The organism is Paenibacillus sp. SEL3, assembly GCF_054602585.1.
The window spans coordinates 1,050,363-1,064,302 of the sequence record NZ_CM137725.1 but is presented as its reverse complement, the minus strand read 5'-3'; the positions used below and the strand labels follow the sequence as shown (position 1 = coordinate 1,064,302).

At 45.1% G+C, this 13,940-nt stretch carries 8 protein-coding genes; all 8 read left to right on the top strand.

All coding sequences use genetic code 11. The features are described 5' to 3' along the window. The first annotated feature begins 180 nt into the window (after positions 1-180). The 8 genes from ACYCS5_RS05000 (at position 181) to ACYCS5_RS04965 (ending at position 13,934) form a co-directional block, all read left to right on the top strand. The gene (locus ACYCS5_RS05000) at positions 181-2,538 is read left to right on the top strand and encodes a PEP/pyruvate-binding domain-containing protein (RefSeq protein WP_340886217.1); all 2,358 of its coding nucleotides are present in this window, start codon (positions 181-183) and stop codon (positions 2,536-2,538) included. Between the two features lie 294 nt (positions 2,539-2,832). Next, the gene (locus ACYCS5_RS04995) at positions 2,833-3,432 is read left to right on the top strand and encodes an acyl-CoA-like ligand-binding transcription factor (protein ID WP_029514826.1); all 600 of its coding nucleotides are present in this window, start codon (positions 2,833-2,835) and stop codon (positions 3,430-3,432) included. A gap of 782 nt (positions 3,433-4,214) precedes the next feature. Then, entirely contained in the window at positions 4,215-5,459 is a 1,245-nt protein-coding gene (gene hisS, locus ACYCS5_RS04990; RefSeq protein ID WP_307347832.1) for a histidine--tRNA ligase, read from the top strand. A gap of 85 nt (positions 5,460-5,544) precedes the next feature. Further along, positions 5,545-7,323 carry an aspartate--tRNA ligase gene (gene aspS, locus ACYCS5_RS04985; protein ID WP_029515739.1) on the top strand — a complete coding sequence of 593 codons (1,779 nt, stop codon included), beginning with the start codon at positions 5,545-5,547 and terminating at the stop codon, positions 7,321-7,323. 152 nt (positions 7,324-7,475) lie between these two features. After that, on the top strand, positions 7,476-8,225 hold the full coding sequence (locus ACYCS5_RS04980) for a tRNA threonylcarbamoyladenosine dehydratase (RefSeq protein WP_029515738.1): 750 nt from the start codon (positions 7,476-7,478) through the stop codon (positions 8,223-8,225). A 174-nt stretch (positions 8,226-8,399) separates the two neighbouring features. Next, positions 8,400-9,698 (top strand): NCS2 family permease, encoded by a 1,299-nt coding sequence (locus ACYCS5_RS04975; RefSeq protein ID WP_029515737.1) that lies wholly within the window; start codon positions 8,400-8,402, stop codon positions 9,696-9,698. A 97-nt stretch (positions 9,699-9,795) separates the two neighbouring features. Further along, positions 9,796-11,613, top strand: a complete 1,818-nt coding sequence (locus tag ACYCS5_RS04970) for an ABC transporter ATP-binding protein (RefSeq protein ID WP_029515736.1) — start codon at positions 9,796-9,798, stop codon at positions 11,611-11,613. 179 nt (positions 11,614-11,792) lie between these two features. Next, positions 11,793-13,934 carry a HelD family protein gene (locus ACYCS5_RS04965; RefSeq protein WP_318627539.1) on the top strand — a complete coding sequence of 714 codons (2,142 nt, stop codon included), beginning with the start codon at positions 11,793-11,795 and terminating at the stop codon, positions 13,932-13,934. Positions 13,935-13,940: the final 6 nt, after the last annotated feature.

Genomic DNA, 13,940 nt, shown 5'->3' with positions numbered 1-13,940 from the left:
AGGCTAACGATACAGGATACAAAAAAAGTGAAAGACTATTTAATTTGACACTGACTGTCTTTTTGTATAAAGTGTAAAAAGATACTAAGTCCCGAAATAATAAAAATATAAACAATAAATATACCCATTTCCAATTACGGGACCGAAATATTACAACTGAAAAAGTTAGGAAGTGTCAAAATGGGTAATGAAATAGAATGGTTTGCAGAGATAACTCCTGAGCTGCGGAAATGGACCGGAGGCAAAGGAGGGATGCTTGCTAGGATGCTTCAAGCTGGTTATCCGATTCCTAATGGTTTTATTGTTTTTCCACAGGCCTTTCAAGGGGAAAAACTTAAGGAAAAGACATGGAAAGAAATGATCAGGTATTTGGAAAAGCTTCGTAAGGATTACCCTAATGTCTCATTTGCAGTAAGGTCTTCAGCCTTGAGCGAGGATTCAGCCTTAGCTTCTTTTGCAGGAGAGTTTGAAAGTGTCTTAGAAGTACAAACAAACGAGGACGTTCTGAAAGCCTTGTATGTGGTTCACCATTCTCAATACAGTGAGAGGGTGCGGGCATACAGTGCAGTTAAGGGTTTTGAAGAAGCACACCAAATGGCGATTGTAGTCCAAATCATGGTTCCTTCTGAAATCTCGGGTGTTCTTTTTACAGCAGACCCTATTACGGGCAATCGTTCAGTAATGTCTGGAAATTTTGTGTTCGGGTTAGGGGAGCAACTGGTATCTGGTAAAGGAAATGCTCGTGTTTTCTCCTTATTTAAACCCTCAGGTCGATATAAAGGGCCAAAAGAATTACTTCCTTATATCAAAAAGCTATATTGGTATGCTTCCCGTCTGGAAAAAGCGATGGGAGAACCACAGGATATTGAATGGGCCATTGCCAATAGCCAACTCTTTTTTTTACAAGCACGACCTGTTACTACTTTAAGCCCTGGAAATATGGATACATTTGAATGGAATGATTCTTTATCAGGTGATTTTCTTTGGACGAATACTAATGTAGGTGAATCCATTTCAGATGTTGTTACTCCCTTAAGCTGGTCTATTATTCGTGCTTTGGACGAAGAACATAATGTGATTCCTGGCCATTATTTAATGTCTGGTAATATCTGTGGAAGAGTATACTCCAATGTGAGTGTACCATTGTCCGTTTTTTTTGCATTTGGGTGGAATAAAAAGTCAATATTAAAAAAAATGAGCAATGTTTTTGGGGAAATTCCAGATGAAATCCAAATTCCTATATATCCGTTTTCTAGGAAAGAGCTTATTAAAATAATGCTCCCCAAGATGCTGTATGCTTTTAAACAGACCCGAAAAGCGATGAAATTATTACCACAGCACATAAAAGAAACAGCGGCCTGGTGCACTCAAACGGAAGAGTTAATTGGCAATGTCCAGTCCAAGGAAGAATTGATTACATTATGGCGTGAGCAGCTTTGGCCTAAAAATATTGAAGCGATGTGGATTGCACTGGAAGGACCTAGTAGCAAGATGCAAAATTTTGTTCGATTGAAGGAAAAGTTGGAGAAATGGCTTGGACGTGATGATGCTAGTGTACTTCTATCTAATCTGAGCGGAAGTACAGGTTTGGCCAGCTTGGGACCTGTTGTTGGTATATCTTCAGTCGTGAAAGGTGAAATGAGTCAGGAGGATTATCTATTGGAATATGGGCATCGAGGCCCACATGAGTTTGAGCTATCGATACCTGATCCAAGAGAAGAACCGAGTTGGCTGGAAAAGCAAATCCAAGAAACAAAGAAATCTGGAATAAATGTTGACGATTTATTGTATAAACAACGTGAACAAAATGAAGTGGTTTGGAGAAGATTGGAGCAGCGTTTTCCATACAAGATAAATAAGTTGAAACGTGTCATAGCAAAAATTTCTGAAGGACCGCATTTAAGGGAAGCTGTTCGTTCGGAATGGACGCGTGTCTTCAGATTAAATCGCTCTTTCGCGCTGAAAGCAGGCGAGTTGATTGGCATAGGAGAAGATGTATTTTTTTTATATGTAGATGAGATATTGGGCTGGCTTGCAGGAGGAAGTGTTATTGAGGAGAGAATCTCGACCAGAAAAGTGAACTATTTAAAATATAAGCAACTGCCTGCGTTCCCCTCGATTATACGTGGACGATTTGAACCTTTACAATGGATGGAGGATCCCAATCGCAGAGTAGATTATTATGATCCATATATACCATTAGATAGCTCTATCCATTCTGAAATCATTGAAGGAGTTGCTGGAGCGGCAGGTAGAATTGAGGGGACTGTACGTGTACTGAGGAATCCTGAGGATGGACACCAGCTCCTTCCTGGTGAAATACTGGTGACCTCGACAACGAATGTAGGCTGGACTCCACTTTTTCCAAAAGCAGCTGCGATTGTAACAGATATAGGAGCACCACTCTCTCATGCTGCAATTGTAGCCAGAGAGCTAGGCATTCCAGCTGTTGTAGGATGTGGAAATGCTACTACAAGAATGAAAACCGGCGACAGGGTTATTGTTGATGGTGGGCAGGGAATTGTACTAACGAGGTGAGGAGATAAATTTTTTGAATTTCTCAATAGAACCAACCTGATTCAACCTATCAGCTTCTGTACGCCGCATATTCGCCTATAAAAGCTGATATTGGAGTGGTTTCAAGTTTTGATGTATTGCTTTACAGTCAGGAATAATACAATCCTGGGTATCGTGAAGTACAAAGGATCATGATAAACTGAGTGTAAACGCAAAATCGGGCAATAGTGTGCATGTGGTCAAAAATATATGCTGAAGCAAATTGCTCGATGAGGAGTGAAACTTGAATGAGCAATCTATTGAGGAGTGAAACAAATGTCACTTGAACACCAGCAAAATCTTGGGCTGAGGGAGCGAAAAAAAGCAAAAACCATTGCATCGATTCAAATGCATGCGTTACGCCTATTCAGCGAACTGGGATATAACGAAACTACTGTGGAACAGATTGCAGAAGCAGCGGAGATTTCACCAAGCACCTTTTTTCGCTATTTTTCGAGCAAGGAGGATGTGATTGTTACAGATAACTATGATCCCCTGCTTATATCTGCATTTGAAGAACAGCCAGCTCATTTAACTCCACTTCAAGCTGTGCGTAATGCTATGTTAGCAACCATGTCTGACATGTCCGGCGACGAAATGTCTACTACACGTGAGCGTAACCAACTCGTGATGTCAGTACCGGAACTCCGGGCTGCAACCTTGAATAATTTGACTGATACAATGCATATGATTGCTGAGATGGTTTCCAAACGGGTGGGACGAGATCCTGGAGACTTGCAGATTCGAACTTTTGCAGGCGCCGTCATAGGTGTTAACATATCTGTTATGTTGCATTATGCGGAAAATCCAACTGAAAATTTTTCTGAATTATTATCTGAAGCATTAAATCTCTTGGAGACTGGCCTTCCACTATAAACAATCGCTGAAATCCAATTTCATTATATTAAAGAAACGAGTTGTAATCTGAATTAAATAAATGGAAAACATAAAATTGAAATATGAAGATACGTAAATTCTCCCATCCTTCGTCAAAGCATGCGATAGTTCCCAAACACAGACTGTTAGGAAAAACCAGGGATACATTACATCACTAAAAGCAGTTTAGGCTTTTTAAGTCAGGCTGTTTTTTTGTATTTTGTGAGGTGTCTGCCTACCTGGCGAACATCGGAAACTCTTCGTGTCCATGTGTGACAATGATACAAAGTTGCAGAGAAGCTATAGAATGTCTTGACTTTGTCGAAGCGGTTCATTAAAATCATAAAATAATGAAAAATGATTTGATGACGGGACCAAGTACTCCGAACCCACAAGCGCAGAGAGGAATTTCCAGGCTGTAAAAATTCCCTTGATGAGCGGATGAATGACCTCCCCGAGAACAGGCGGCGAACAATTGAGGAAACCCTACTGAAAGTACATTGTAATTGTGCCGACAGTGGATGGTCCTGCATAATAGCCGTACTGCGCGTTACGGGCGTTATACGTATGAGCGGAGTCAGTATATTGCTGACGGGCAATGAGTGATTTTATGCTGGTTGTCTGGACAAACTCCGGAATGTGGGTGGTACCACGGGTGATTTGTAAACGACAATCCCTCGTCCCTGTTAATGTTAACAGGACGAGGGATTTTTTGTTTTATATTGAAAGTGGAGCAAGAAGAAAGAGCACAATATGAAATACAACGATGGGGGGATACGTTAATGGCCTTTCAAAAACCGACGGGAACACAGGATTTGCTGCCGGGCAGTGTAGAAAAATGGCAAGTGGTCGAGGAAAAAGCCCGTGAGATTAGCCGCCGCTTTAATTATCGAGAGATTCGTACACCAATGTTCGAACAAACGAATTTGTTCGTTCGAGGTGTGGGTGAAACGACGGATGTAGTGGAAAAGGAAATGTATACTTTTGAGGATAAAGGGAAGCGCAGCATGACTTTGCGTCCGGAAGGAACAGCAGGGGTTGTCCGCTCCTATGTGGAGAACAAACTATACGGGGAGCCGGATGTAACTAAGCTGTATTATATCGGTCCGATGTTCCGTTATGAGCGTCCACAGGCTGGGCGTCAGCGCCAGTTTCACCAATTTGGAATTGAGGCATTTGGGGCGGTCGATCCGGCACTGGATGCAGAAGTTATTGCTTTCGGGTATCAATTCTGCCGTGAACTGGGTCTGAAAGGAGTACAGGTGGAGATTAACTCCGTCGGTAATGCAGCCAGTCGCGCAGCTTATCGGCAGCATCTGGTGGACTTCTTGATGCCAATTAAGGATACGTTGACCAAGGAGAGCCAAGCACGCATTGAGCGTAATCCGCTGCGAGTGCTGGATAGCAAAGATGACCAGGACAAATTTGGAGGTGCACCTTCGATTTTGGATAGCTTGGACGATGAATCTCGCACACATTTTGAGAAAGTGAAGCAAAATTTGGATGCCATGGGTGTGGAATATACAGTTAACCCGCGTTTGGTACGGGGGCTGGATTATTATACGTTGACAGCGTTCGAATTCAAAGCTGAAGGAATTGGCGCCATAGACACGATCGGTGGAGGCGGCCGCTACAACGGATTGGTTGGAGATCTGGGCGGACCGGATCAGCCGGGGATTGGTTTTGGCATTGGACTGGAGCGAATTCAGCTGATCTTGGAGCATCAGGGTGTCAAACTGAACGAATCCAAGCCGTTAGATATCTATATGGTGGCGTTGGGTGAGGCGGCAGAAACGGAAGTAACCAAACAACTATTCAAATTGCGTCAAGCTGGATTTTCCGCAGAACGAGATTATCTGGGTCGTAAAATGAAGGCGCAGATGAAATCAGCCGATCGCTTTAAAGCAAGGTATACTGCGATTCTGGGTGAAGATGAGCTGGTTCAAGGTGAAATTGCACTGAAAAACATGGAAACGGGCGAGCAGCGCACTGTTAAGCTGGATCAGCTGGTGGAAGAACTAGGATAAAGAAGATGTGTAACATCAGTCAGGGGGAGTCTCCCTCTGGCTGTCATATAGCATTAACTACTAAACATAAACAGGAGTGTGTATTATGAAAAGGAGTCATCAATGCGGCGCATTGACTCATGCGCATATCGGAGAAACAGTTACATTGAACGGTTGGGTACAAACCCGTCGTGATTTGGGGGGCGTACTTTTTATAGACCTGCGTGACCGTAGCGGAATTGTACAAATCGTATTTAATCCGGCATATTCCGGTGACGCACTGCAAATTGCGGACCGTGTTCGTAGTGAGTATGTGCTTGAGGTTACTGGTACCATTGTCAAACGGGATGCAGAAACGATTAACCCGAACCTGCCTACAGGTGAAATTGAAGTGCGTGTCACTGAAATCGAAGTATTGAATGCATCCAAAACACCTCCGTTCTTCATTGAAGATGGCGTGGAAGTAGACGAGTCACTGCGTTTGAAATACCGTTATCTGGACTTGCGTCGTCCGGAAATGCATCAGACCTTGAAGCTGCGTTCCAAAGCAGCAAAAGTATTCCGTGATTTCCTGGACGGTGAGGATTTCATTGAGGTGGAAACACCGATTTTGACAAAAAGTTCCCCAGAAGGCGCCCGTGATTATCTGGTGCCTAGCCGGGTACATGAAGGTGAGTTTTTCGCCTTGCCGCAATCTCCACAACTGTACAAGCAATTGCTGATGGTTGGTGGCGTGGAGCGCTACTACCAAATTGCACGTTGTTTCCGTGATGAAGATTTGCGTGCTGACCGTCAGCCTGAATTTACGCAGGTCGACATTGAGACCTCCTTCATGCAACAGGATGATTTGCTGCCTATGATGGAGCGTCTTATGGTGAAATTGTTCAAAGAAACCGTTGGAGTAGAACTGGAAACACCGTTCCAACGAATTACACATGCAGAAGCGATGGATAAATACGGTTCAGACAAGCCTGACCTACGTTTTGGTCTGGAGTTGATTAATGTCAATGATATCGTGGCAACCAGTGGTGTGAAAGTATTTGCTTCCGTAATTGAAAAGGGCGGGGAAGTTAAAGTTCTCAATGCCAAAGGATGTGGCACGTGGAGCCGTAAGGACATTGATGACCTGGGTCCTTTTGCAGCACGTTATGGAGCAAAGGGCTTGGCTTGGATCCAAGTGAAAGAAGGCGAATTCAAGGGGCCTATCGTTAAATTCTTCACACCGGAAGAAATCGAAGCCTTGAAAGAGCGTACGGGAGCCGAAGAAGGTGACCTGTTGCTGTTCTCTGCGGATAATAAAAAAGTAGTTGCTGATGTATTGGGCGCGCTTCGTCTGAAAATTGGCCGTCATTTGGGCCTCATCGACGATAACAAATTCAAATTTGCCTGGGTCGTAGACTTCCCGCTTCTGGGCTATGATGAAGAACAAAAACGTTATGTAGCGGAGCACCATCCGTTCACTCGTCCGAAGGAAGAAGACCTGGCCCTCTTGGACACAGATCCAGGTCAAGTTCGTGCTCAGGCTTACGATATCGTGCTGAACGGCTACGAAGTGGGTGGTGGCTCGATGCGTATTTTCAAGCGTGAAGTTCAGGAGAAAATGTTCAAAGCGCTCAACCTGCCGCCTGAGGAAGTGAAGGATAAATTCGGTTACCTGCTGGATGCATTTGAATATGGTACGCCTCCACATGGTGGTATTGCCTTCGGTTTTGACCGTCTTGTGATGCTGCTTGCAGGTCGTACAAACCTGCGTGAAACCATTGCATTCCCGAAAACAGCTAGCGCGACAGACCTGCTTATGGATGCACCAAGCGAAGTGGATCAAGCTCAATTGGAACAGCTTCACATCCGTCTTGCCCCGAAACCTGTTACTCCTAAAGCTTAAGATGAACGTTTGTCTTTGCAAGTGCACCGAGTGGCTTGTGGATAGATTATAGAATGCCGTGAACCCGTTACCCTTTTATGGATAATGGGTTCGTGGTTTGTATGCTGGAGTTCAAGTATAGAGTTTAAATCAGTGAGGGAGGATATACCATATTGTTGCATCAATTTTCACGAACGGAACTGGCTATCGGAACTGAAGGTCTTGAGGTTATGAAAAATAGCACGGTGGCCGTGCTGGGTATCGGCGGTGTCGGTTCGATTGCAGTGGAAGCACTGGCGCGCACAGGTGTTGGACGTATCATTTTGATTGATAAAGATGTTGTAGATATCACCAATATTAATCGCCAAATACATGCGTTGACAACGACGGTAGGTCAAAAAAAGGCGGATCTGATGGTAGAGCGTGTGAAGCTGATTAATCCTGAATGTGAAGCGATTGCACTGAACATGTTTTATACGGAAGAAACGTATGAGGAGTTATTTAAGTACGAACTGGATTATGTGCTGGATGCTTCAGATACGATTATTTACAAAATTCATTTGATTAAGGAATGCCTGAAACGGGGGATTCCGCTGATCTCCAGTATGGGCGCTGCGAATAAAATGGATCCAAGTCGTTTTCAAGTAGCGGATATTTCCCAAACCAGAATGGACCCGATTGCCCGTGTCATCCGCACCAAGTTGCGTAAGGAAGGCATTACCAAAGGCGTCAAGGTTGTATTCTCCGATGAGGAACCAAAGAAGCCACGTGAAGAAATTACAAAAAAAATTGTACCTGCCAACGCACCTGAAATCCGGAAAGCGAAGCAGCCGCCTGCAAGCAATGCATTTGTACCTCCGGTAGCAGGACTGATCATGGTTAGTGTAGCCGTGAAGGATTTATTAGAACACGCTGGTGTGTAAGTTGTAAAAATAGCATGGCAGTGCATTCGTAGATTTACAGCAGTATGTATTCACTTTAAGACCTGTAGTTCTGTGCATCACATCCTTTGTGTCACAGTTGCTACAGCTCTTTTTTGTTTTGAAAAAGTGCAGCTTACTGTAAACAGATTGAACAACTTGCTGGAGGGTTTTGGTATGAAGGATGGACTATGGTCCAGAAGTCTCGGTTACAAGCCCGAGCATCATTGGAAAAAGGAATTAGCCGCTGGGGCCATTTCTTATTTTTCCGTGGTATACATTGTTATGGTTAATGCGACTATTTTGTCAGATGCCGGGATTCCCCTCCAAGGGGCGATGCTCGGGACACTGCTGACATCGATGATCGGCTGTCTACTGATGGCTTTTGGTGGGAAATCTCCAATGGTCGTTGTACCAGGGATGGGAATTAATGCCTTTTTCACTTATACGCTGGTACATTCCATGAAGCTGAGCTGGCAGGAAGCGTTGATGGTAGTTGCCGTCACAGGGGTGATATTCGCCATTGTGGCCTTTACATCATTGTACAAGCTGATTAGCCAAGCGATTCCCCATAATTTGCAGCACGGAATTACGGTAGGCATTGGTTTGTTTTTAACCTTTATCGGATTGCAAAAAAGCGGCATCGTGATTGCTCATCAGACGACTTTTGTGGCTATTGGCCATTTTAATGATCCCAAGGTAATTACGGCTTGTGTAACGTTGCTGCTCGCTATTGTATTGTTTGTGCGTAACGTTCAGGGAGGTTTACTAATTAGTATTTTGGCGGGAACTGGGCTTGCTTATATACTGGGAGCTGTAGAGCCTACAAGCACGGTACGAACCTCTGAAACGGTGCGACAGTATGGGCAATTGTTTGGAGAGCTTTCCTTTTCAGGCATTGTCTCGGTAGCTTTCTGGATCGCTGTCTTTTTGCTCCTACTCATTGTGCTATTCGAGAATATTGGTATGATTACTGCACAAACCAACATGATTGGTAGACCGGATTTATTTAAAAACAGCTTGCGTGTGTTGGCTGTAACCAATATCTTTGCCGGTATTTTGGGCAGCAGTCCGGCGGTAGCCGCTGCGGAATCGACGGCTGGTATTGCAGCAGGGGGACGCTCGGGAATGACACCGCTGGTAACTGCTATTTTATTCGGGGCGACGTTTTTCTTTATTCCACTGTTGGCTTATATTCCTGATAGTGCCATTGCACCCGTGTTGATCATCATTGGGGGGCTAATGGTGCAAAATGTGCGAGAGATGGATTTCAGTGATTTTACTGAAGCGTTTCCTGCATTTCTGATCATGGTGATGATGCCCTTTACTTATAGTATCGTAGACGGAATGGCATTTGGTTTTATTGCATACCCCGTAGCCAAGCTGGCAGCAGGACGGGGCAAGGAAGTACCTATCGCATTATATATCATATCTGTACTGTTTGTGGCAAATTTTGTGCTTCATTCTCTGGTGTAGTAAACTCGAAGATAGATTGTACTGTTCATACCCGCGCAGAGCGCGGGTGTTGTTGTTTGAACAAGAATGGTCAGACAGGAAGCGAGGTTGATGGTATATGGAAAAAGAACATCATATACACCAAGAAGAGCAGGAGGACCGGATGAAGGAAAAGCCGGGTAAAAGACCGGATAAGGCTGGCATGGGGCGGTTTATCAAATTGATTGCGAGTGCGCATCCGCCCAAAGCCATTCTGATCATCGCCCTGATTCTGACCCTGATTCAGACCATGGCTGGTTTAATCGTACCCATGATGACTAAAGGGTTGATTGATGGCTTGACCTTTTCTTCACTAAACCGTATGGTCATTGTTGGTCTGCTTGGCGCTTTTGTGATTCAAGCGGTGGCTTCGGCAGTTTCTATCTATATGTTGAACTATGCTGGGCATAAGATTGTGGCTAATTTGCGCAAACGCTTATGGCATAAAATCTTATCTCTACCTATACCTTACTTTGATAGAAATCGGTCAGGAGATACGATGAGTCGCGTCACTAATGATACAAGCCTGATTATGAACTTAATTACGGAGTATCTAGTCAATTTGATTTCTAATGTGATTGCAATTATTGGTGGTATTGCATTGTTATTTTATCTGGATTGGGTGATGACGCTCATTATTATGGCTATTGTTCCGCTAACAGCTCTAATTTTATTTCCGGTAGGCAGAAAAATGTACCGCATCTCCAAAAAACAGCAGGATGAGATGGCAGATCTGACCTCAGTGTTAAGTCAGGTTATCGGCGAAATCAGACTGGTGAAGGCCTACGGAACCGAAAGCAGAGAGGCTCAGGCTGGTGAGGATCGTATTTACCGGATGTTCCGCTTCGGTTTGCAAGAGTCACGTATCCTGGCCCTTGTAGGTCCAATTTCTACCTTCTTGTTGACTGCAGTACTGGTCATTATATTGGGGGTTGGTGGTGTTCGCGTTGCATCGGGTGTGCTGACCGCGGGGGATTTGGTGGCATTTATTTTGCTGCTATTTCAGGTGATCACACCGATGGCACAATTCACGACTCTGTATTCACGTCTGCAAAAGGTGGTTGGGGCTACTGAACGGATTCAGACGATTTTAGATCATGAAGAGGAACCGCTCGAGTTGAAGCAGGAAGCGGCAAAAGAGAGCAGAGATATTATACTTCGTGATGTTGTCTTTTCCTATACCGAAGGTGAAGAGGTTCTTCATAATGCAAACTTGGTCATTCCGGCTAACCGGACGACAGCATTCGTGGGTCCGAGCGGGAGTGGGAAATCCACCTTATTTTCATTGCTAGAGCGCTTTTATGTGCCAGATACAGGGGAAATTCGTTATGGAGACGAACCGATATCGTCATATACACTTTCCTCTTGGCGCTCCAAAATTGGTTATGTATCGCAGGAAAGCTCAATGATGACCGGAACGGTCAGAGATAACATTACATATGGCTTGGGGCGCGAAGCTGACTTGGAAGAAGTGAGACGAGCAGCTACGATGGCGTATGCGGATACATTTATTATGGATCTACCTCAAGGCTACAACACTGAGGTGGGAGAACGGGGAATGAAGCTGTCCGGAGGCCAGCGTCAACGGATCGCTATTGCGCGTGCGCTTCTTCGTAGCCCTGACATCCTCATGCTGGATGAGGCTACATCTAGTCTGGATAGCTCATCTGAGCATGAGGTACAGAAGGCCCTAGCGAACTTGATGGAAGGACGCACGACGATTGTCATTGCTCATCGTTTGTCTACGGTGGTTCACTCCGACCAGATTATCGTGTTGGACAAGGGCAAGGTGACCGGTGCAGGAACTCATACAGAGTTATTAGAGTCCCATCAGGTGTACCGTGAGCTGGCTCAAAAGCAGTTTGTGGAGATGGGGGAGAGAAGTATGGAGTATTAGAGGCCGCTTCGCTGGTGCCGAAAAGCTCCATACTTTTGTGAAAGAGTAGGGAAATAGGGGGATTAGAAATAAGGTTGGATTTTTATGGTTAAATGTGTTACGCTTACTTTCCTTTTTTTGTGTCGGAGCAAGTGGATGATGCAGAAATCGAGACTTGATATTCTTAGGAGGTAACTGAAATGGAGAATGAGTTTCAAAGTGCCTATCAAGAAGAACAGCACAGGCTGTCGCTTGCTATGGAGGAAATTGATCGGAGATTGGAACGGCTTCGCAATACGCCAGTATACACTGGGCATGATTTTACAGAGCAAGTGCTGGAATCTGCACGGGAGGAAAAACGCCAGGCTTTGGCTAAAAGCTCGCAGGAGCCTTATTTTGGGCGTATGGATTTTGACGAGCGTGGCAGAGGGCAGCGGAAGCCGCTTTATATCGGTAAAATTGGAGTAGAGCGTGAAGAAACGTCAGCGTATCCGCTGGTGATTGATTGGCGTGCACCGATTGCCAGCTTATTTTATTCATTTACAGGTGGTGAAGAAACCGCGTCCTATGAAGCTCCTGAGGGAACTATTGAGGGTTTGGTCTATCTGAAGCGCAACGTTGTCATTCGGAAAAGAATTCTGGAACGGGTAGCCGATACGTATAATCGTGAAAGCGACGAGCCGGCCGTTTCCGATGAGTTTCTCGTTTATCGTTTAGGTGAAAACAAGGATAACCGTTTACGGGATATCGTATCTACCATTCAGGCGGAGCAGGATCAGATCATCCGCGCGGCTAAAAATACTGCCCTCGTTATTCAGGGGGTAGCGGGTAGTGGCAAGACGACGGTAGCGCTGCATCGTCTCGCATTTTTACTGTATCAATACAAGGATCAGGTATCAGCGGACAAAATGGTCATTTTCGCACCAAACCATATGTTTCTCGACTATATTTCAGATGTACTTCCTGAGCTGGGGGTCGGAGATATTCAGCAAAGTACATTTGCAGACTGGGCGCTGGACTTGTTGGGTTTGGATTTACCTTTGGCTGATCCTGCCGAAACATTATCTTATTGGTTTGAGAGTGGCAGTCTGAGAGAGGAATCCATGGATGAGGCGCCGGGAAGATTCAAGGGTTCAGTTCACTTTATGGAGTTACTTCAAGCTTTTGTTGAACGACTGGAGCCCATTTCCGTTCCCGAGGAGGATTTTTCACCATGGGATGGAGCGATGCTGCCGCGAGCTGAGATTTTGAATTGGTTTAATGAGGAGTATAAGCCTTATCCGCTCGCGAAGCGGAAGGAGCGTGTGCTGGCAAGAGTGCACCGCTGGATTGAAATGGAGCTGAAAAAGTCGCCTTCGGCGGCAGCACTCAAGGAACGCAAAAAAAAGGCAGGGGCACGGGAAAAGGCATATGCTAAAAAATGGCCACAATACGACGCACTGACGCTCTACAAGCAGCTTTTTCAAGCAGCTAAAGGGTTACCCGCAGATACGGCTGCAGAGATGAAGGCTTCTCTGCCGACTGCTATTTTTAAGGCTACACAGTCGGATCTGCGAAAACAGATTATCCGTGAAGAAGATCTGACTGCGTTAGTGTATCTCCACGTGCTGATTCATGAGGTAGAATCATCTCAACGTTTTGACCATGTGGTCATTGATGAAGCGCAGGATTTTTCACCTTTTCATATCGCATTGCTGGATTTGTTCGTCAAAGGACATTCCTTTACTATACTGGGCGATTTATCGCAGGGCATTCATGAATACCGTGGCGTACATGCATGGGAGGAAATGAGTTCTCTTTTTGCACCGGAACATACCGGGTATTTTGCGCTTACGCGGAGCTATAGATCAACCTTGGAAATTATAGAATTTGCAAACACGATTTTGGAGCAGGGAGTTCGCGGCGGTATTACGGCAGTTCCAGTATTTCGTAGTGGCGATCCGGTGCGCACTATATCTTACGACTCATCGGTGCGTGAGCAGAGTTTGCTCACCGCTCTAAAAGAGCTGTCCTCCAGGGAGTATCGTACTGTTTCTGTGCTGACACGTACCTTAAAAGAGGCTGTGGAACTGCATGAGGTTTTCACAAGTGCGGGGATGGATGTGAATTTGATTGACGGTGGTAAAAAGCAATATGAGGGCGGTTTGTCGGTACTGCCTGTGTACCTATCCAAAGGTCTGGAGTTCGATGCAGTTATTGTGGCGGATGCCGACCATGAGCATTATGGAGAACGGGCATGGGATGCCAAGCTGCTGTATGTAGGATGTACCCGTGCGCTGCATGAGTTGTGGCTATTGCATGATGGCTCACTTCCTAGTTACGTACAGGCACAGACGAAGTAAACAGAA